Annotated in this window: 25 protein-coding genes; 23 read left to right on the forward strand and 2 right to left on the reverse strand. The window is 69.8% G+C overall.

Annotation, left to right across the window (positions count from 1 at the left end):
• The first annotated feature begins 7 nt into the window (after positions 1 to 7).
• The 20 genes from ACIG36_RS16890 (at position 8) to ACIG36_RS16985 (ending at position 15,894) form a co-directional block, all read left to right on the forward strand.
• Positions 8 to 1,966 carry a phage minor capsid protein gene (locus ACIG36_RS16890; protein WP_399927797.1) on the forward strand — a complete coding sequence of 653 codons (1,959 nt, stop codon included), beginning with the start codon at positions 8 to 10 and terminating at the stop codon, positions 1,964 to 1,966.
• Positions 1,967 to 1,982: 16 nt separating this feature from the next.
• Positions 1,983 to 2,138: an Rmf/CrpP fold protein gene (locus ACIG36_RS16895; RefSeq protein ID WP_399927800.1), complete on the forward strand. Its 156-nt coding sequence runs from the start codon at positions 1,983 to 1,985 to the stop codon at positions 2,136 to 2,138.
• A gap of 87 nt (positions 2,139 to 2,225) precedes the next feature.
• A complete protein-coding gene (locus tag ACIG36_RS16900; RefSeq protein ID WP_399927803.1) occupies positions 2,226 to 2,885 on the forward strand; it encodes a hypothetical protein in 660 nt (219 codons plus the stop codon).
• 12 nt (positions 2,886 to 2,897) lie between these two features.
• A complete protein-coding gene (locus ACIG36_RS16905) occupies positions 2,898 to 3,755 on the forward strand; it encodes a N4-gp56 family major capsid protein (protein ID WP_399927805.1) in 858 nt (285 codons plus the stop codon).
• 140 nt (positions 3,756 to 3,895) lie between these two features.
• Positions 3,896 to 4,285 (forward strand): hypothetical protein, encoded by a 390-nt coding sequence (locus tag ACIG36_RS16910; protein WP_399927808.1) that lies wholly within the window; start codon positions 3,896 to 3,898, stop codon positions 4,283 to 4,285.
• On the forward strand, positions 4,282 to 4,599 hold the full coding sequence (locus ACIG36_RS16915) for a hypothetical protein (RefSeq protein ID WP_399927811.1): 318 nt from the start codon (positions 4,282 to 4,284) through the stop codon (positions 4,597 to 4,599). The genes ACIG36_RS16910 and ACIG36_RS16915 overlap by 4 nt, the downstream gene beginning before the upstream one ends.
• The gene (locus tag ACIG36_RS16920; protein ID WP_399927814.1) at positions 4,596 to 4,949 is read left to right on the forward strand and encodes a hypothetical protein; all 354 of its coding nucleotides are present in this window, start codon (positions 4,596 to 4,598) and stop codon (positions 4,947 to 4,949) included. Before ACIG36_RS16915 ends, ACIG36_RS16920 begins: the two co-directional genes overlap by 4 nt.
• A complete protein-coding gene (locus ACIG36_RS16925; protein ID WP_399927815.1) occupies positions 4,942 to 5,355 on the forward strand; it encodes a minor capsid protein in 414 nt (137 codons plus the stop codon). Before ACIG36_RS16920 ends, ACIG36_RS16925 begins: the two co-directional genes overlap by 8 nt.
• A gap of 16 nt (positions 5,356 to 5,371) precedes the next feature.
• Positions 5,372 to 5,845 (forward strand): phage tail tube protein, encoded by a 474-nt coding sequence (locus ACIG36_RS16930; RefSeq protein ID WP_399927817.1) that lies wholly within the window; start codon positions 5,372 to 5,374, stop codon positions 5,843 to 5,845.
• A complete protein-coding gene (locus ACIG36_RS16935) occupies positions 5,842 to 6,312 on the forward strand; it encodes a hypothetical protein (protein ID WP_399927821.1) in 471 nt (156 codons plus the stop codon). The genes ACIG36_RS16930 and ACIG36_RS16935 overlap by 4 nt, the downstream gene beginning before the upstream one ends.
• A 68-nt stretch (positions 6,313 to 6,380) precedes the next feature.
• Entirely contained in the window at positions 6,381 to 6,518 is a 138-nt protein-coding gene (locus tag ACIG36_RS16940; RefSeq protein ID WP_399927824.1) for a hypothetical protein, read from the forward strand.
• Between the two features lie 51 nt (positions 6,519 to 6,569).
• Entirely contained in the window at positions 6,570 to 8,972 is a 2,403-nt protein-coding gene (locus tag ACIG36_RS16945) for a phage tail tape measure protein (protein ID WP_399927826.1), read from the forward strand.
• A 4-nt stretch (positions 8,973 to 8,976) separates the two neighbouring features.
• The gene (locus ACIG36_RS16950) at positions 8,977 to 9,882 is read left to right on the forward strand and encodes a phage distal tail protein (protein ID WP_399927829.1); all 906 of its coding nucleotides are present in this window, start codon (positions 8,977 to 8,979) and stop codon (positions 9,880 to 9,882) included.
• 13 nt (positions 9,883 to 9,895) lie between these two features.
• Positions 9,896 to 10,897, forward strand: a complete 1,002-nt coding sequence (locus ACIG36_RS16955; RefSeq protein WP_399927832.1) for a hypothetical protein — start codon at positions 9,896 to 9,898, stop codon at positions 10,895 to 10,897.
• Positions 10,898 to 11,005: 108 nt separating this feature from the next.
• Positions 11,006 to 12,037, forward strand: a complete 1,032-nt coding sequence (locus tag ACIG36_RS16960) for a hypothetical protein (RefSeq protein WP_399927834.1) — start codon at positions 11,006 to 11,008, stop codon at positions 12,035 to 12,037.
• Positions 12,037 to 12,894, forward strand: a complete 858-nt coding sequence (locus ACIG36_RS16965; RefSeq protein WP_399927837.1) for a hypothetical protein — start codon at positions 12,037 to 12,039, stop codon at positions 12,892 to 12,894. Before ACIG36_RS16960 ends, ACIG36_RS16965 begins: the two co-directional genes overlap by 1 nt.
• 13 nt (positions 12,895 to 12,907) lie before the next feature.
• A complete protein-coding gene (locus ACIG36_RS16970) occupies positions 12,908 to 14,422 on the forward strand; it encodes a collagen-like protein (protein WP_399927840.1) in 1,515 nt (504 codons plus the stop codon).
• A gap of 65 nt (positions 14,423 to 14,487) precedes the next feature.
• Positions 14,488 to 15,282 carry a peptidoglycan-binding protein gene (locus ACIG36_RS16975; protein WP_399927843.1) on the forward strand — a complete coding sequence of 265 codons (795 nt, stop codon included), beginning with the start codon at positions 14,488 to 14,490 and terminating at the stop codon, positions 15,280 to 15,282.
• A 58-nt stretch (positions 15,283 to 15,340) separates the two neighbouring features.
• Positions 15,341 to 15,574, forward strand: a complete 234-nt coding sequence (locus ACIG36_RS16980; protein WP_399927845.1) for a hypothetical protein — start codon at positions 15,341 to 15,343, stop codon at positions 15,572 to 15,574.
• Complete coding sequence (locus ACIG36_RS16985) at positions 15,571 to 15,894, forward strand: hypothetical protein (RefSeq protein ID WP_399927848.1); 324 nt, start codon at positions 15,571 to 15,573, stop codon at positions 15,892 to 15,894. Before ACIG36_RS16980 ends, ACIG36_RS16985 begins: the two co-directional genes overlap by 4 nt.
• A gap of 70 nt (positions 15,895 to 15,964) precedes the next feature.
• Here ACIG36_RS16985 and ACIG36_RS16990 read toward each other — a convergent pair whose 3' ends face one another.
• Together ACIG36_RS16990 and ACIG36_RS16995 are read right to left on the reverse strand one after the other, a co-directional pair.
• Positions 15,965 to 16,183, reverse strand: coding sequence for a DUF397 domain-containing protein (locus tag ACIG36_RS16990; protein WP_399927851.1), 219 nt, complete (start codon positions 16,181 to 16,183; stop codon positions 15,965 to 15,967).
• Positions 16,180 to 17,046, reverse strand: coding sequence for a DUF5753 domain-containing protein (locus ACIG36_RS16995; RefSeq protein ID WP_399927854.1), 867 nt, complete (start codon positions 17,044 to 17,046; stop codon positions 16,180 to 16,182). The genes ACIG36_RS16990 and ACIG36_RS16995 overlap by 4 nt, the downstream gene beginning before the upstream one ends.
• A 244-nt stretch (positions 17,047 to 17,290) precedes the next feature.
• Between ACIG36_RS16995 and ACIG36_RS17000 the strand changes: the two genes are divergently transcribed.
• From ACIG36_RS17000 to ACIG36_RS17010, 3 genes are all read left to right on the forward strand, one after another.
• Entirely contained in the window at positions 17,291 to 17,734 is a 444-nt protein-coding gene (locus ACIG36_RS17000) for an ATP-binding protein (RefSeq protein WP_399927856.1), read from the forward strand.
• Positions 17,731 to 18,240 (forward strand): hypothetical protein, encoded by a 510-nt coding sequence (locus ACIG36_RS17005; RefSeq protein WP_399927859.1) that lies wholly within the window; start codon positions 17,731 to 17,733, stop codon positions 18,238 to 18,240. Before ACIG36_RS17000 ends, ACIG36_RS17005 begins: the two co-directional genes overlap by 4 nt.
• A gap of 153 nt (positions 18,241 to 18,393) precedes the next feature.
• Positions 18,394 to 18,531: a hypothetical protein gene (locus ACIG36_RS17010; RefSeq protein WP_399927862.1), complete on the forward strand. Its 138-nt coding sequence runs from the start codon at positions 18,394 to 18,396 to the stop codon at positions 18,529 to 18,531.
• The last annotated feature ends 48 nt before the right edge of the window (positions 18,532 to 18,579 follow it).

The following is an 18,579-nucleotide window of genomic DNA, read 5'->3' on the forward strand; positions in this document are numbered from 1 at the left end:
GTGCCCGGTGCCGGTATCTCCTGATCAGGTCGAGTACCTCGCCGCGACGACTGCCGACCTGTACGCGGACGTCGAGCGGCGCCTGCTCGCCCTGTGCGCGCGGCAGCTCGCCGCCGGCATGGAGGCCCCGGGGTGGGCCGTGGCCAAGCTCGGCGCCCTCGCCCCGCTGCGCCGCGCGGCCGACATGCTGCTCGACACCCTCGCCGGGACCGTCGCCCAGGAGGTGAGGCGCGTTGTCGCCGAGGCGTACACGTCCGGTAGGCACTCCGCCCTCGCCGAACTCGGCGTACTCGGCGACGCCGACCGGCGCACGGTCGCCGAGCGCACGCCGCAGGCCCAAGCTGTCGACCGCCTCGCCGCCGAGACGATCGAGACCGTCACCGCCACGCACCGCGGGATTCTCCGCGCCACCGAGGACGGGTACCGGCAGGTCGTCGCGGAGGTCACCGCGGCGCCCCTGCTCGGCACCGAGTCGCGCCGGCAGGCCACACAGCAGGCCATGCAGAGGTTCGCGGACCGGGGCGTTTCCTCGTTCCGGGACCGCTCCGGCCGCCGTTGGCAACTCACCTCGTACGCCGAAATGGCGGTGCGCACTTCCGTTGCTAGAGCTGCGACCGAGGCGCACATGACCACGCTCGCCGCGGCCGGCGTCGACCTGGTCGTCGTCAGCAGCAGCCCGCGCGAATGCCCCCTGTGTCGCCCGTGGGAGCGCAAGGTGTTGTCGATCGGCGGACCGTCCGGCGCCCGTACGGTCGACGTCGAGCACGCCACCCACGACGGCCGCATGGTTCGGGTGGACGTCGCCGGCAGCCTCGACGAGGCCCGCGCCGCAGGGCTGCAACACCCCAACTGTCGGCACTCCGTGTCGTCGTACGCCCCCGGCATCACCCGCGTTCAGGACGCCGAGCCGGACCCCGCTGGCTACGAGGCCGGACAGCGGCAGCGCGCCATCGAGCGGAACATCCGCAAGTACAAGCAGCGCGCCGCCGCGGCCGTCACCCCCGAGGGCAAGCGCGCGGCCGAGGCGAAGGTACGCCAGTGGCAGGCCGCGCAGCGGCTGCACCTCGCCGCACACCCCGACTTGCGGCGCCTGCGTCACCGCGAACAGCCCGGGGCCTCCAACCTGCCAAAACCGCAGGTCAGAGCAGGTGACGACTTTCTGCAGGCTGCCCGCGTACGGGCAGGCGACGACGTCACGCTGCGTCGGGAGATGACCGACGAGCAGCTCGCCCTCGCCACCCGGCCCGGGGTCCTCGACGAGCGCGACCTCGCCCGCATCGAGGCCGAGGCGGACCGCCGCGACGCCGTCGACCTGCGCCGCGCCGTCTTCCCCGACGGGCGCCTGCTCGCCGACCTCTCCGGCACGAGCGACGACGTCCTCGCGTGGGCGCAGCAGCACGCCAGCGACGACGAGCTGCTGCGCATCGCGGCCGAACTCGACCGCCGGTACCCGGGGGAGATCCCCGAGTTCCCCCTGCCGATGGGGGACGACGTCGACGATGTCCTCGCCGCCTCGGCGGCCCTCGACGACGCCCTCGCGCCGGGAGCGCCGCCGAAGGAATGGGGCCGGTACGCCGACGTCGCCGACGACGACCTGCCCGCCGCGGCGCGGCACCTCGCCGACGGGAGGCCGGCCGACGAGCCGGTGCACAAGGTCACCCGGCGCGAGGCCCGCGAGATGTATTTCGAGTGGGCCATGGGCCAGTACCAGGCCGCCGAGGGCGCGACGAACGGGTATCTACTCAACCGCCGCGGGCAGGCTGCCGGCATCGACCCGGGGAGCCTGTTCACCGGCCCGGCACGCATCGCCTACGCGTACGCATCCGACGAGCTGAAAGCGTTCTGGCGGGCCCACCCCCGCAAGACGCAGCAGCAGTTCGTTGCCGAGGTCACAGGGCAGAACATGAGCGATATCCGCAAGGCGCAACAGGCGTTGTGGGATGCTCAGGACAAGCACGACGGATGATCAAAGAGGGGGCGTCATGGCCAGCCGCGTTGACCTCACCCGCGCACTGCTCGCAGGCCGCGCCGCGGCCCGCGCCGAGCAGCCCATGACCGTCTGCCCCCACCCGCCGCGCACGCTGCTGCGTACCGCGTGGCTGCGCGGATACGGCCAGGAAGCCCCGGCCGCCGAGTAGCACCGCACCACCACTCACCCCGAGGGCCCGCCGAGATCGGCGGGCCCTTTCGCATGTCCCCACACGGTCACGGAGGGCCGAACAGCCATGCCCGAAAGCACCCCCGCCGCACCGAGCACCCCGGCCGTCGACCCGGGCACGGTTCTGACCCCCGCGCCGCCGGCCGCGCCCCCGGCCCCGCCGGCGCCCCCCGCTCCGGTTGTCGACCCGGCCGTCGAGCAGCGCGCCGTCGTCGCCGAGCAGGCCGCGCAGCAGGCCAAGGCCGAGCGCGACGAGCTGCTCGTCGGCCTGCGCCGCGTCCTCGACCCGGAGGGCGCCGCCGACGGGGCCGACCCGGCCAAGCTCGCCGAGCAGGCCGCCGCCGAACGCGACCAGGCCCGCGCGGAGGCGCGGCAGCTCCGTATCGAGCTGGCCGCGCACCAGGCCGCGCACGTCGCCGGCGCCGACCCGGCCCGCCTGCTCGACTCCCGCACGGTCGAGAAGCAGCTCGCCGCCCTCGACCCCGACGGACCGAAGTTCGCCGAGCAGCTCGCCGCAGTCATCGCCTCCGCCGTCGAGGCCAGCCCGCACCTGCGCGCCGAGACGGCCCCGCCCGCCGGCCCGCCCAAGGGCGGCGCCGACTTCACCCCCGGCAGCGCCCAGACCCCGACGCCTGAGCAGTTCGCCGCCATGAGCTACGCGCAGCGCGTCGAGCTGCACACCACCGACCCCGACCTGTACCGGCAGCTGTCTGCCGCATCTGAGTAAGGAGGCCGCCGTATGGCGACCGGAACCACCACAGCGGCACAGATGATCGTGCCCGACGTCTGGGCCGACATGGTGCAGGCGAAGTTCAAGGGCGCCATGATCCTTGGCACCCTCGCGACCGACGACAACACCCTCGAAGGCAAGCCGGGTGACTCGGTCAACTTCCCTAAGTGGAAGGCCCTTTCCGATGCCGAAGACCTCACCGAGGGCACGGCCATGTCGACCGAGCAGCTCGGCACCGACCCGGGCAACTCCGCCACGATCAAGGAGGCCGGTAAGGCCGTCGAGATCACCGACAAGGCACGCCTTGTGGCGTTCGGCGACCCGTACGCGGAGACGCAGCGGCAGCTCGGCGTACTGATCGCCCGGAAGATCGACACGGACCTGCGGGCCGCCGCCGAGGCGCCCGGCGTGATCACCGTGGACGCTGCGACCAAGGCTCTGTCCTGGGACGTCATGGTGTCCGGCATCGAGAAGTTCGGCGATGCGTGGGACCCGCAGAACATGGCCGGCCTGATCATCCACAGCGTGCAGCGCGCGGCCCTGCTGCGTGACCCGAACTTCATCAGCGCCGACAAGCTCGGCGGAGCCGCTGTCATCCCGCGCGGCGTCATCGGCCAGGTGGGCGGCGTCAACATCTACGTAAGCGACCGCCTGACCAAGGCCGGCACCGGCGTCGACACCACCTATAACGCGCTGCTGCTGCGCCGCGGCGCGCTGGGCCTGCTGTACAAGCGCCGGCCGATCGTCGAGACGGACCGCGACATTCTCAAGCGCACCACGGTCGTCACCACGAACGTTCACTACGCGTGCCACAGGCTCGACGACGAGGGCGTCGTCGTCCTGAAGACCAAGGGCGCCGCCGCGTGATGCTGCGCCGCTACCACCCCCGCAGGAACGATTCGCCAGACGACCAGGAGCAGACAGACGACGCCCCGCCGGCCGAGAAGCCGACGGGGCGTTCTGCTGCCCGGCGGAAGGCCGCGGAGCAGGCCGACGGGGGGTGAGCCGTGGGCCGCGTCTACGCCACCCCCGAGCAGCTCGCCACATGGACCCACCGCCCCGCCCCAGAGGGCGCCGAGCAGATGCTCGCGAGAGCGTCCGAGGACGTCGAGGCCGCGCTGCTCACCGCCGTATACGCCGTCGATGCTGACGGGGGCCCCACCGAGCAGCACGTCGTCGAGGCCCTGCGCGACGCGGTCTGTGCACAGGTCGAGTGGCAGGTCGCCCTCGGCGACGACGGCACCGGGGCGGCCGGGGTGTGGGACAGCGTCAGCATCGGCCCCGTGTCGATGTCCGGGCGCAAGTCCGGGCCGCCCGCGGCGTCCGGCGTCGACCTCGCCCCGCGCGCTCACCGCGTCTTGCGGCGCGCCGGTCTGCTGCCGGGGGTGATCTGGTGAGGGTCCCCGACGCCCTGCTGCGCCACCGGGTCACCGTCGCCCCCTATATAGGGGACAGCGCTTACGGCCCGACGTACGGGCCCGAGCAGACCGTGCGCGCCCTGGTCGCCGCTACCGCGCGGCAGGTACGCCGCGGCACCGACGGCCGCGAGACCACCAGCACGGCGCAGGTGATTGCGGCCCCCGGTCTGCTCTGTCCACCCGGTTCCCGGGTGACCCTGCCCGACGGCCGGGTGACGACCGCTCTGTCGACCGCCGACCACAGCGCCCCGGGCCTGCCGGTGCCGGCCTGCGTGGAGGTGATGTGTGAATGACCCAACGCGCCCGCCTCACCTGGCACGGTGACGCCGTCCTGCGCGGCACCCGCGAGGGCGCCGTGCGCGGCCTGCGTCTGGCCGCCGAGCACATCCTCGAACGCGCCCGCGCCCGCGTGCCGATCGAAGAGGGCACCCTCGAACGCTCCGGCGTGGCCTCCGTTGACGAGGCGAGCCTGACGGCCGGCGTCAGCTTCGACCAGCCGTACGCGGTCCGGCAGCACGAGGAACTCGGCTACCGGCACGATGGCGGCCGGACCGCGAAGTACCTCGAGGGCCCGATGGCTGAGGAAGCCGCCACCGTGGCCGAGATCATCGCCGCGCAGGTTCGGCGGTCGCTGCGTGGCTGATCTGCTCGACGGCCTCGCCCGTCACCTCGCCGCCGTCGGCCTGCTCACCTACGACCCCACCGGCCGCAGCGGCGACACCTTCATCGAAGCCATGCCCCCGCAGCCCGACCTCGCCGTGTGCCTCGCCCTGTACGACGCCGGAACCCCCGAGGCACGCGACGACGTTGAGCAGCGCCGCCTACAGGTCCGCACCCGCGGCACCACCGATCCCCGCGTCTCCCGCACCCGGGCCGAGGCCCTGTACCGCGCGCTGCACGGGCAGGCCGGCCTCGAACTGCCCGACGGAACGTGGCTGGTCCTCGCCGCGGCCCGCGGCACCCCCGCCCCTTTGGGGCCCGACAGCAACGGCCGGCACGAGCACGTCGTGAATTTCGACCTCGACCTCGCCGGCCCCACCCGCACGTAAGCACGGAGGTACCCCTATGGCCGGAGGCAGGCCCATTGATGCCCGCGGCTGGATATTCGAGGTAGAGGACGAGGACGCCGGCGCCGAGAAGTGGCTGCCGATCTCCGGTATCACCTCATGGACCCACAGCCCGGGAGAGAACGAGGAAACCGTCGATACGACCGCGTTCGACTCCGGCGGGCAGTACGAACAGGACATCATGCAGCGCGGCGCCACGCTGGAGATCGAGGGTCAGTACCGCATCGACAAGACCACCAAGGCCCAGGACCCCGGGCAGGCGTACATCGACCACGTGTGGGCGCAGCGCCTCGGTATCGACTCCCGTAACCGCGTTCGGTGGCGTCACCAGACACAGACCAAGTGGGTTGTGTGGGACGCGACGTGTACCCCGGGTGAGCAGTCCGGCGGCACCAACGACAAGACGTCGTGGAGTGTCACCGTGACCAGGTGCGGGCCGGCGGCCGTGGCGGATGTGGTGGCGACGCCGTGACCGACCTCGACCTCGACGTCGTCGACCAGGACGACGAGCACCAGGGCGAGGCGCGCGCGTCCGCGGACTTCGATGCGTTCTTCGCCGAGGAGTCCGCCACCCGGCCGCGCGAGCGCCTCACCCTCTACGGCACGACGTACGTCCTCCCCGAGTCGTTGCCGCTGATGTTCACGCTTCAGATGGAACGTGTGCAGAACAGCAGCGACCCGGCCGACGTCCGGAAGATGCTCGCCACCCTGTACGGGGCGGACGTCCTCGACGTCTGGGCCGAGCGGGGCATGACCGACCGGCAACTTGGCGTCGTGCTGATCTACTCGGCCGCCAACATCCGCAACCCCGGCTCCGTGTCCATGGCCCGGGCCGCTGAGCTGTACGCCCAGCAGGAAGCGGGAAAAGCCGCCGCGCCGGCGAACCGGGCGGGCCGGCGGAAGACGACCAAGCAGAAACGTTCTGGCGAGCGGTCCTGACCCACTGGGCCGCCGTCGAGGCTGACCTCGCCCGCGAGTACGGTCTCGCCGCCGCCGACCTCGCCCGCTTGTCTACGCGGCGGTTCCTGGTCCTGGTCTCCGGCCTGTCCGGCGACGCCGCATTTGCCCGCGCGTGGTCGCGCACCCCCCGGGCCGTGACCGACCCCGACGAGATCGCAAGCCTGACCGGCATCCCCGCCGGCTGATCAGCACACCCCGGCCACCGCGCCGGATGACCCCCGACGGGAGGTGATCCGGTGACGCTCACCGTGGGCGAGCTGCTCGGCACCATCGCGATTGACGATGCCCCGGCGCACGCCGGGATGGGACGTGTCGAGAGCGGCATGCGGTCGACCGGCGCGACGATCACCGCCGAAGCCGACCGCGCCGGCGACCAGGCCGGCGCCGCGCTCGGAGATGGCGTTGCCGAAGGCAGCGAGCAGGGCGGTAAGAAGGGCGCGGGCCTGCTGGAAAAGCTCGGGTGGGCCGCCGTTGGTGCGAGCATCGGCGCCGCCCTGATGGCCGGCGTCGGGGCCGCCCTTGATCAGCAGAAGGTCGCCGGGAAGCTTCAAGCCCAGCTCGGCACATCGGGCCCCGTCGCCGCCAAGCAGGGCAAAGTCGCCGGTGACCTGTATGCAAAAGCGATTGTCGATTCTGTCCAGGAGGGTGCCGATGTAATTAAGGGAATTGCGCAGAACGGCCTTCTCCCGCCGGAGGCAACGCAGGCCCAGATTCAGCAGATGGGCAAGCGTGTTGCCGATACCGCGTCCGTCATGGGTGAGGACGTCGGGAAGGTCACGCGCGCCGTCGGAACGATGCTGAAAAATGGCCTAGCAAAGAATGCAGAAGAGGCCATGGATACGCTCGTGCGCGGCACGCAGAACGGCACGAATGTAGCCGAAGACCTTTTGGATACTTTCTCGGAGTATCCCACAGAGTTTCGGCAGCTTGGCCTCAACGCCCAGGAATCCATGGGCCTGCTGTCTCAGGGCCTTAAGGGTGGCGCGCGAGACGCCGATGTCGTCGCCGACGCCCTCAAGGAATTTACCTTGATGGCGCAAGGGATGAACGACACTACCAAGAAGGCGTACGAGGATCTCGGCCTTTCTGGCGAGAAAATGCAGGCCGTGTTCCAGAAGGGCGGCCCGGCGGCACGGAAAGCCTTCGAGGAGATCATTACCAAGCTGCGCGCCGTCCAGGACCCTGCCAAGAAAAGCGAAATCGCTCTCGGCCTTTTTGGCACAAAATTCGAGGACATGCAGGGCGCGATTTTCGCCCTCGATCCGGCACATGCCGTTGATGCCCTCGGCAAGGTGAAGGGCGCGACGGACGCCGCGGGCGACGCCATGAGGGATAACGCGGCGACCAAACTTGAGGTTTTCAAGCGAGGTCTTGAACAGAAGGCCGTGAACGTCATCGGCGGCAAGGTCATTCCGGCCGTCGAGAAACTCGCCGATTGGGTGGGGGCCGGTGGCCTCGGAAAGGCTTACGGCACCGCAAAAACGTTCATCCAAGAGCACTCCGCAGAGTTGGGCGCAGCGGCCGGCGTGATCACGCTGATCATGTTGCCCACCCTGGTCAGCCTCGCCACTCAGGCCGGGGTGACCAGCGTCGCCGTGGTGACGTCGTGGGCAACACAGACCGCCGCCGGCGCCACCGCGGCCGTCAGCTTCGTTGCAAACAACCTCGCGATCATCGGAGGTTGGATCGCACAAGGCGCAGCGGCCGGCGCAACGGCGCTCCGTGTGGTTGGCGCGTGGGTGATGATGGGCGCTCAATCCCTCATGCAGGCCGCACGAATGGCCGCAGCGTGGCTTATCGCTATGGGCCCGGTTGCGCTGGTGATTGCGGCAGTGGTGGGAATTGTTGCGCTCATCGTTGCCAACTGGGACACCATCGTCAGTAAAACGGGGGCGGCTTGGGATTGGGTCTGGAACAAGATTAAGTCCGTGGGCCAGTGGCTGCTCGACCTGTTCTTGAATTTCACCCTCGTTGGCATCATCATCTCGCATTGGGATTCGATCAAGTCCGGCACGGTCCGGGTGTGGAACGCCATTGTTGATTGGGTTCGCGGCCTACCGCAGAGGCTCATCGATTTTTTCCTCAACTGGACTTTGCCCGGGCTGATCATCAAGCATTGGCAGAGCATCAAGGACGGTTCCATACGCAAGGCGATGGAACTCGTCAATTGGGTGCGCGGACTTCCCGGCCTCATTTCATCTGGCGTCGGAAACCTGGGAAGCCTGCTGTACGACAAGGGCGTCGACGTCGTGCGCGGCTTGTATAACGGCGTGCGTTCCATGGGCGGTTGGCTCCGCTCCCAACTGATGTCTTTCGCGAAAAACATGATCCCGGGACCAATTGCTAAGGCCCTGGGAATTCATTCTCCGTCACGCGTCATGGCCCGTGACGTCGGCCGCTGGATTCCCGCCGGCGTCGTCGCCGGTATCCGCTCCGGGCAGGGCGAACTCGACCGCACCATGTCGAATCTGGTCAAGCCCGCGCCTGCGCCCGCATGGGCCGGGACCGTCGGCGGCGCCCCGACATTCGGCATGGCCCCGGGCGGGCCGGCGGTGCATATCGAGCATTGGCATGGCGGCGAGCAGACCCCCGAGGAGAACGCCGCCGCCCTCGCGTGGCGCATGAAGGCGAGGGGGTGACGCCGTGCCGATCGGCGACCAGGTGCACGCGCCCGGGCACGTGCAGCTCGGCGAGCTGCTGCTCGGCCGCGGCACCCCCTACCGGTGGCGCTCTCTGTCCGGGTGGGAAGACCTGCCCGGCCTCGACAACGGGAGCGTTGCCCGGGCCGACGCACACGGCGCGATCCTCGGCCGGCTGCTCGCGCAGCCTCGCGTTGTCACCCTCGACGGCATTCTGATACGCACGCGCGCCGGCGAGATCGGCCGCGCCGTGCAGCAGCTCGGCACCGCAACGGGCATCGCCGACGCCGAGGTGCCGTTCGTGGTGCAGCTCGACGAGCGCGGGCCGCTGCTCGCGTGGGTGCGAGTCACCGCCCGGACCATTCCCGTCGAGCGCGGGTACACCCTCGGTCTGATCACCGGGGCGGCCTTGCAGCTCACCGCCACCGACCCCCGCCGGTACGAGCTGCTCGAACGCATCGCCCGGACCGGCCTGCCGTCCGACGAACCCGGCCTCGACTGGAACAACGACGCCGGCCTCGACTTCCACGGGGGCGCCGGCCTCGACTTCGGCCCGCCGGGCAGCACCGGCACCCTGACCGCCCACAACGACGGGAACGCCCCAGCAAGCCCCCTCATCGAATTCCGCGGCCCCGTGTCCCTGCCAAGCATCACCAACGTGAGCACAGGGGACACCCTCGAATACGACCTCGACCTCGCCGTCGGCGACACGTTGGTCGTGAACACCGGCGAGGGAACCGTGACGCTCAACGGGAACGCAAGCCGCTTGTCCACCGCGACCGCGCGCAGCGTCCCCGAACAGTCGTGGGCCCTGTGGCCAGGCGCCGCCTCCCTGGTGTTCCGGGCCGCTCCCGAATCATCCGACCCCGCCGCAAGCGTCGCCGTCCGGTGGCGCTCGGCCTACTGGTAAGGAGGACGCCCCCATGACCGTGCGCGCCGCGTGGCTGCTCACCGGGCCGCCGGCCGGGCAGACCCGCACCGATACCCGCCTCGCCCCCGTCGGTACGTACGCGCCCGAGGGCGAGCTGACGACCCGCGAGGGAGTCCTCGCCGGCGGCTCCCCACTGGTAGCTACCGGCGTCGGCCCCATGAAGGTGCAGCTCGGCATAGGCCGCGCTCTCGTCCAGGGCACCAATGCGCAGGGCGCCTATCCCGTCGCCGTGACGGCCCCCGAAACGCTCACGGTCACCGACGGGAACCCGCAATACTCACGTCTCGACTCCCTTGTGCTCAGGGTCTACGACGGTTTGTTCGATGCGACCGGGAAGAACGAGGTAGCCGTCGAGCTGATCAGCGGCGACCCCGCGCCGACCCCTGTCGAGCCGACCCTGCCCGCGTCCTGCCTGCGCCTGTGGACCATCACCGTCCCGGCCGGCGCCTCCGCCGGCACCGGTGGTATCCCCTGGCAGATCGCCCTCGCCGATAGGCGCCGGTACACCAGCGCGTACGGCGGGATCATCCCCCGCGGCTGGGGCAGCACGTTCACCGGCGCGTACGACGGGCAGTACCGCGACAATAACGGGGCGCTGGAACGGTGGTCGGCCACCGCGAATTCCTGGCAGCCCTACCCGTTCGATTCCGGCTGGCAGACCCTCACGCTTGCGACCGGCTACATGCAACCGGCGGGGCACGGTATGCCTGCCGCGTGGCGCCGTATCGGCCCCATGATCATGCTGCGCGGGCGCATCGGCCCGACGAAGGCCGGAACGACGATCCCCAACGGGCAAACGATCTTCACCCTGCCCGCCGCAGCCCGCCCGGCCGGCGGCCGGGAATTCGCTTGGTCGTCACCGCGTGACCAGGTCGGCACCGGGCCCTCGGTCTGCCGCGTCGAGATCCAGCCGACCGGCAACGTCAGGACTTACGAGTTCTGGTCTCCGCCTCAGTGGATCTCTCTTGATGGCGTGACGTACACAGCCGACTGACGCCTGCCCCGGCAGGCCGCACCGCGAGGCGGGGGGTGATCCTTGCCCCCCGCATACAGGCTGCTCCTATGCGACCTGCGCAGCGACCAGATACTCGACACTTTGCCGGTGCAGCAGCTCAGCCTCGACGATTTCATCGGCAAGCCGGGGTCCTTGTCCGGCACCATCCCCATCCCGAACCAGCAGATTGCCGAGCGGGCCCGGGCCGCCGCCGTCCCGGGCCGTACCGGGGTATGGCTGGAGAGGGGCCGCGAATTGTGGTGGGGCGGCATTCTGTGGACCGCCTCTGTCCAATCGGACGCCCGCGGCTTTCTCTCCCTCGCGGTGCAGGCCGGAACGTGGGACACCTACCTGTCACACCGGATGGTGTACGACACCCTCACCGCGACCGCGACCGATCAGTACGCGATCGTCCGCGGCCTGCTCGACTACGTACAAGGCACTCCCGGCGGCGACATCGGCATTCAGTACAGCAACGAGCTGTCCGGCATCCTGCGTGACCGGACCTTCTCGCGTTTCGACCTCCCGGTCGTCCGAGACCTTCTCGACCAACTCAGCAAAGTTGAGAACGGTTTCGAGTGGCGTATCGCCTCATACCGCAATGCAGACGGCCGCCGAGTCAAGCGGCTTCAACTGGGGACACCCACAATCCGCACCGGGCGCGCCGACATCGTCCTCGACCACCCCGGGCCGATCACCTCGTACACGTGGCCCATCGACGCGACCAAGCGTGCAAATGCGTGGCAGAGCAGGGGCGCAACGACGAACAGCAACCAGGCCGCCGCGAGCGTTCCCCTGACGTCCGCGTTGCAGCTCGCCGAGCAGGATGTCGCCGACGGGTGGCCGCGCCTCGACGGCAGCAGCGATTACTCGACCGTCACCGAGCAGGCCACCCTCGACGGGCACGCCGCCGCCGACCTCGCCGCGGCCCGTACCGGCACCGCCATTCCCGAGATCACCCTCGACATGTCCCGCACGCCCGTCTCGCCGGCCCTTCTCGGCGCCACGGTGCGCGTGCGCATCAGGGACCTGTGGCACCCCAAGCCCCTCGATGCCCGGTACCGCGTGGTCGGCCTCGCCATCAGCCCGCCCGAGCGCGGCCGGCCGGAGTCCGCCCGCCTGAGCCTGGAGGTTCCGTAATGGCCGCAATCCCCCTCGACCTGCTCGACCGCATCCGAGCACTCGAACAGCAGGTACGCGCACTTGCCGGCCGCGCGCAGATGCGGCCGGCCCTTGACAAGATCCTGCACGGCGACATCGTCATCGGCGAGGGTGGACAGCTCATTGCCCAGACCCCCAACGGCACCACCGCATTTTCTGTGGGTCAGACTGTACAAGGCGACTGGGGAATCACCCTGCGCCGTGAAAATGGCACGCGGGCAATCAGTATCGGCGACGACATCCTCGAAAACGACCAGATGCTACGCATGTGGTCGCGCGACAAGGATGCCCCCGACCGCGTCCTGATGATGGACGATGCTTTTTCCGACCGTTTCCTCGGCCGCCCCGTCCTGCCCCTCCAGCTCCATCCGACGTCGCGCCACTATGACAATGCGCCGACCGACTACCAACTCGCTTGGTGGGGTGCCGGCCCTGCGACGCATGCCGTCGTCGAGATCGGTTTGTACAACTGGACGGCCGCTGGGGGGCAATTCAAGGTCACCATGCAGCCCGCCGGCATGCCCGAGGTGACCGTCGGCGAATTCGACGGCAAGGCCGGCGCGTGGACAACCAAGAACATTGTTCAGCCATTGCACGGCGTTGAGTACATGCAATGGGTGACATGGAGCGTGCTCCACCGCAGTGCCGAAGCCGGACGGTTCGTCGAGACGCGCATTTACTCCGCAATACAGCGGCACACCTACACCCCCGAAGAGGCGCCGAGCGCGCCCAAGCGCACACCCCCCGCAGCTCCCCCCACGGATACCCCCACAACGCCCACCGCCCCCGCACCCGCGCCGGCCCCCGAGCCCGGTCTGCACCGCGTCAACGACTAAGGAGCCCCGGCACGTGCTGCCCGAGAACATACCCACCGTTACCGTCACTGCGCGGTACCTGTCCCCTGACGGGACTCCTCTCACCGGGTCCGTAACCCTGCGCGCCCCGGCCGTCCTTACCTTCCCCGACTCCGACGTGATCTTGGGCGGACCCGTTACGGCGCAGCTCGACGCGACCGGCGCAATATCCGTCACCGTGCCCGCCACGGACGCCCCCGGCATGGACCCGTCCGGGTGGGCGTACGTCGTAACCGAGCAGCTCGCCGGCGTCCCCTCGAACCGCTCGTACTCCATCCTGCTGCCGCGCGAGCAGCCGCAGGTCGACCTTGCCGACATCGCACCGACCGACCCGACCAAGCCCACGTACGTCGCCGTGCGCGGCGATTCCGCGTACGAGGTGGCCATTGCGGGCGGGTTCGTCGGCACCGTGCAGCAGTGGCTCGCGTCCCTGGTCGGAGCGCAAGGCACGACCGGAGCGACCGGGCCACAGGGAGCAACTGGAGCGACGGGCCCCACCGGCGCACCGGGCCCCAAGGGCGACACCGGCGCGCCCGGCAGGGATGGAGCGCCCGGCATCGTGCAGTCGGTCAACGGCAAGTCACAGGCCGCCGTCGTCCTGGTCGCCGCCGACGTCGAAGCGATCCCCTTGGCCGCGGCCGGCGCCGCCGGGGGTGTGGCGCAACTCGACGCGTCCGGGAAGGTCCCCGCCGCGCAGCTTCCGGCGTCCTCCGGGGGTGCCGTCGAATCCGTCAACGGGTACACGGGCATCGTCCACCTCGCCGCGGCCGACGTTGGCGCCGCCCCGGCCTCCCACACCCACACCGCCGCGCAGGTGGGCGCCCTCTCAACCACCACGCGGGGCACCGCAAACGGGGTCGCCAGCCTCGACGCGTCGGGGAAGGTCCCGACCGCGCAGCTTCCCGCCATCGCGCCCCGGAACATGTGGACGCCAACCGCTCTCGGCTTTCAGGCGTGGTCCTGCGATCCCGCCCACGTGTCCAACCCCGCCACCTTGAAGGGCGCCGTCGTCCAGCGCCTGTACATGAGCGGGATCAACATCACGGAGCCGACTCAGGTGAACAATGTGGTCGTGTTTGCCCGCGGGTGGGCAGGCTCCGCCGCGGTTCCCGCCGCCCGGTTCTACGCCGGCATTTACAACGAGCAGGGGAGCCGCATCGCCACATCGGGGCAGGTCTCGAACCTCCCCGAAGCCGGACAGCTCCCCGGTACCGCGCCCGGCGCCAAGAACAACCACATCGGCGCCGTCCCGGTACCGCTCACGGCCGCAATCACGTTGCAGCCCGGCCGCTACTGGGCCGCGTTCCTGCTGTCTGCCGGAAGCGCGCAGGACTTCTATTACATGCACGTGCAGAACGAGGCCAACTCAGCACCGGCGAACTTCTTCCTTGGGTCCGCGTTCCAGCGCGCATGGTGCCTGAACTCGCAGACGTCGCTCCCCGCGACCGTGGATCAGTCCGCCGGAGAGGTAGGACTCGACCCCGCGATCATGGCCCTCGCCATGATCTGACCCGCCCGACCAAGCTCACGCCCCGGCACTCCGCCGAGGGCGTTTTTTCATGCCCGAGGAGAACCGTGCAGTTCGTATCCCGCGCCCAGTGGGGCGCCCAGCCCTCCCGCTACGCCCTTGCGTACATCGACAGCACCCGCGGCGTAAAGATCCACTACGAGGGGTCGCCCGTCCCGGCGTCCCTCGCCCGACCGGACGCGCACGGCCAGTGCGCCGACCGCGTCCGCGACATCCAGGCCGCCCACCTCGCCGACGACGACGAGAAATACAGCGACATCGCGTACAACGCCGTCGTCTGCCCGCACGGCTATGTGTACGAGGGCCGCGGCGCTCACCGGAAGACCGGCGCGAACGGGAACCCGGCGCTTAACAGCGCCCATTACGCGGTGTGCGCCATGGTCGGCGACGAGGGACTGACCAACCCGACCGACGCCCAGCTCGCCGGACTCCGCGACGCGATCGAGTGGCTTCGTGATGACGGCGACGCGGGACCGGAGATCAAGGGCCACCAGGACGGTTACGCGACCGAATGCCCCGGCCCCGCCCTGTACGCGTGGGTCCAGCGCGGCGCGCCGCGCCCCGGTACGAGCGGCACCTCGCCGTCGACCCGCGGGTACGAGCCGTTCCCCGGTGCCGGCTGGTTCGAGGACGAGCCGTATTCCGAGATCGTGACCGCAATGGGCCGCCGGCTGGTCGCCGAGGGATGTTCGTCCTACGCCGACGGCCCGGGCCCGCAGTGGACCGAAGCCGACCGCCGCAGCTACCAGAAGTGGCAGAAGAAGCTCGGTTTCACCGGCGATGACGCCGACGGCTGGCCGGGGCGTACGTCGTGGCAGGCGCTCCGTGTCCCCCGGGTCTAATCCCGTCCACCGGCCGGCCCCGCACCGCGGCCGGCACCGTCCCCTGAGAGAGGAACTCATGACCCCCGCCAACAAGCGCACCATCCGAACCGTCCTACAGGGCGCCGTCGGCCTCGCCGTCGCCCTGCCCGCCATCGTCGACGCGTCCGACGTCCCCGCCTCCCTGCCGTGGGTCGCGGGCGCCCTCGCCGTCGCCGGCGGCCTTGCCCGTGTGATGGCCCTGCCCGCCGTCGAGACCCTGCTCGACCGCGTCGGCCTCGGCCTGGTCGACGAGGAGACGCCGCGCCCGTGACCACCGGCATTACCGGCGTCGACCTCGCCGTCGTCTGGTGCGGCGTCGTCGTCGCCATCGGCGGCGCCCTCGGCCTGCTCTACCGAGCAAGCCGAGGGGCGCGCCACCTCGCCGAGCGTCTCGGCCACCTCGCCGACGACTGGCAGGGCACTCCGGCCCGTCCCGGCGTCCCGGCCCGCCCAGGCGTCATGACCCGACTCGACGCCATCGAGGAACGCCTCGCCCGCGTCGAGCACGAGCTGCACCCCAACAGCGGCGCATCCCTGCGCGACGCCGTCGACCGCGTCGACGCCCGCACCCGCCGCACCCTCGACGAGTAGCTCGCCACCACGAGCAACGGCCCGCCCCCAGCACGGGGGCGGGCCGCTTTTGTCGTATCCAGAAGTTTCGTTACTGCAAGTCGCCACGGCGCAGCGCGCCCACGAGGCCGGCAACTGCACGGTAGGAGAACAGCAACGCCGGGCCGCTCGGTACCTTGCTGTCCCGTATCGCGACCACCTGCTCGGTGTGGTTCACGATGCCGCACTCGACGCATTGCGCCGCGTCCGCCGACCGCGACGACTTCCACCAGGTCACGGGCAGGGTCGATGCGTTGGCAACGTGCTTCATAGCTGGTCCCTTATTTCTGTAATGCGTTCTATGGACGCCTCAACGCCCAATGCGGTGGCCTTCAGACGGCCAAAGCCGTCCCGATAGACCCCTACCTGTGCCCGGTCCTCCACGTACATGGACGAGGTCAGGCTCTCCATGTGCACGACGTCAAGGTCTGGGCGGTCGTCAAAGCCGAAGAGGTGGTACGACCCCACTTGCCCGACGTGCAGCGGTGCGTCGTTCGGCATGATCTGGATGTTGATGTTCGGACGCTTGCTCATGTGGAGCAGGCGGGACAGTTGGTCCCGCATGACGCCATCGCCGGTGATCTTCGTTTGCAGGGCGCCCTCGGCGATGATCGCCCACAGGGTGGCGGGGTTCTCGCGGGTGAGTACGGCCTGCCGCCCGAGGCGCACCTCGACCAACGCATCCACCTTGGACTGCTCACCCTCGCCCATGAGCGTGGTTCGGATGTACTCCCTTGCGTAGTCGCCGGTTTGCAACAGGCCCGGGACGGCGCTTGCCTGCCACGTCGAAACGGCTGTTGCTTCTGCCTCAAGGCTGATCAAGTCCTCGTACATCGGCGTGAGGACGCCCCGGTACGAGTGCCACCAACCCCGCTGCGCGCCCTCCCGCGTCAAGGTGAGCAGGGCCTCGCGCAGGTCCTCGGTGATCTCTTCCCGGCCGAGCTGGGCGTACAGGTCCAGCAGCGCACTGACGTCCTTGGCTTTGGCCGCGGACTCGGCTCGTTCCAGCCTGGACAGCTTCGAAAGAGTGAAGGCTCCGCCGGACTTCTCGGCTACCTCTTCGAGGCTGAGTTCGCCCCGTAGCGCGCGAAGCTTCCCGCCGAGCCTGCGCCGCCGCACGGTCGGTGCGCTCACTGCTTCCCCTCCCTGGTCGGAGCCCCTTGCGGACAGTGTGCCGCTCGGCTCACTGCCTGTCACCTGACAGCCGTTCACCTTCCGTCGCACTCCCGAGGTCATATGCGAATTCCTATTTTTCCTTGACACGCCTTGCGCGCACCGCGGTTGGGGAGCAGTCTGTGACAACGAAACGCCATCGTTGCCTCGCTCGGCGTGACGGAAATCTGCGCTGGTCAAGGCACATGCCCACGAGGGGATACGCATGGTGACCTTAGCCCCGAAACGGTACGAACATCCCTGGCGCCCGCCCGCCGGCATCCCGCCGCAGCTCATCCTCGAAAGCAGCGAGGAGGCCCCCGCAGCGGCCCGCGCCTACGCCCGCGAGTTCGTCGAGTACGCCCTCGACGACCCCGACCCCGAGCACCTGTACGACGTCGCGCTCGTCGTCTCTGAGCTGGTGACCAACTCCGTCCGGTACGGCACGGGCCCCCGCGACTCCATGCTCGTCGTCCTCGAGGCCGACGACGCCCGCACCCGCATTGAGGTTCACGACACCGTCCGCCGGCGGCCCCAGATCAAGCCGGAAAACACGGATAGCCGCCGAGGCCGCGGCCTCCACATCGTTGGCACCCTCGCTACCTGGGGCACCGAGACACGACCCGGAGGACAGGGGAAGTACGTATGGGCGGAGGTCCCGGGCAGATGACAAGCGCACATATCGACCTCACAGATCACCCCACCCAGATCACACCCAGCCTCGGGTTTCTCGCCGGCCTCACATACACCGTCGGCATTCACCGCGGCGAGGCCGGCGCGGTGGCGCAGCTCCTCATGACCCACGCCCAGCCCCGGCGCCGGGGCGAGACGCTCGACTGGATCGACGCGGGCATGCGCGCCCTCTCGGCTTGCTTGGACCTGCGTCCGACCACCGAGGCACCCCCCTACGTCGGCCCGTGGCTGTCCGTGCACCGAGGGGTCGCCTCGCTCGACTACGGCAACGAGGACTGGCGCATGTGCATCCCTGAGCCCGGCCGGGCCTGGCTGCAACACGTCACCGACGGCGGCCCCGTCCGCCTTCTGGTCGTCTTCGAGCCGACCCCCGGCAACTGCACCACCCAAGAGGAGTGGGGACAGTTCGTCGACGCCTCCGCGGCGGCCGGCAAGCTGCGGTGGGGGACGACGCGCATTCGCCGCCCGTGGGACCTGCGCTAGCAAGCAGGCCGCCCCGGAGTCTCATACACCCCGGGCCGACCCGCTCAGATCGAGCGTAACCAGCACAGCCCCCGACCCACCCGCCGATTGCAGAACGCTTAGAGCGGGTGGGGCGGGTTCCAGCCGCTGACGCATCCGCAATCAGGGGGGAAGATGACCCAACGCATTCAAGTGGGCCGCGTGTACATCGAAGGCGACTTGGGGGGCGCGCTCGTGGCTGCGCTGCTGCTCGCCGTACTGCTCGCCATCATCGGCACGGCCGTTTGGCTCGCCATCAGCGGAGCCTCCTAGACCCTGCCGCTCCGCCGACGGGACGTCACACCCGGCGGAGGGGCAGGC

It is taken from the genome of Streptomyces sp. NPDC053048 (assembly GCF_044547045.1).
GTDB lineage: Bacteria > Actinomycetota > Actinomycetes > Streptomycetales > Streptomycetaceae > Streptomyces.

What these genes read in the sequence shown, in the direction of transcription:
- ACIG36_RS16990 (WP_399927851.1), bottom strand. Translation starts at nt 16,183, where the DNA reads ATGAAGCACGTTGCCAACGCATCGACCCTGCCCGTGACCTGGTGGAAG.
- ACIG36_RS16900 (WP_399927803.1), top strand. Translation starts at nt 2,226, where the DNA reads ATGCCCGAAAGCACCCCCGCCGCACCGAGCACCCCGGCCGTCGACCCG.
- ACIG36_RS16955 (WP_399927832.1), top strand. Translation starts at nt 9,896, where the DNA reads ATGACCGTGCGCGCCGCGTGGCTGCTCACCGGGCCGCCGGCCGGGCAG.
- ACIG36_RS17010 (WP_399927862.1), top strand. Translation starts at nt 18,394, where the DNA reads ATGACCCAACGCATTCAAGTGGGCCGCGTGTACATCGAAGGCGACTTG.
- ACIG36_RS17000 (WP_399927856.1), top strand. Translation starts at nt 17,291, where the DNA reads ATGGTGACCTTAGCCCCGAAACGGTACGAACATCCCTGGCGCCCGCCC.
- ACIG36_RS16905 (WP_399927805.1), top strand. Translation starts at nt 2,898, where the DNA reads ATGGCGACCGGAACCACCACAGCGGCACAGATGATCGTGCCCGACGTC.
- ACIG36_RS16895 (WP_399927800.1), top strand. Translation starts at nt 1,983, where the DNA reads ATGGCCAGCCGCGTTGACCTCACCCGCGCACTGCTCGCAGGCCGCGCC.
- ACIG36_RS16980 (WP_399927845.1), top strand. Translation starts at nt 15,341, where the DNA reads ATGACCCCCGCCAACAAGCGCACCATCCGAACCGTCCTACAGGGCGCC.
- ACIG36_RS16930 (WP_399927817.1), top strand. Translation starts at nt 5,372, where the DNA reads ATGGCCGGAGGCAGGCCCATTGATGCCCGCGGCTGGATATTCGAGGTA.
- ACIG36_RS16965 (WP_399927837.1), top strand. Translation starts at nt 12,037, where the DNA reads ATGGCCGCAATCCCCCTCGACCTGCTCGACCGCATCCGAGCACTCGAA.
- ACIG36_RS16920 (WP_399927814.1), top strand. Translation starts at nt 4,596, where the DNA reads ATGACCCAACGCGCCCGCCTCACCTGGCACGGTGACGCCGTCCTGCGC.
- ACIG36_RS17005 (WP_399927859.1), top strand. Translation starts at nt 17,731, where the DNA reads ATGACAAGCGCACATATCGACCTCACAGATCACCCCACCCAGATCACA.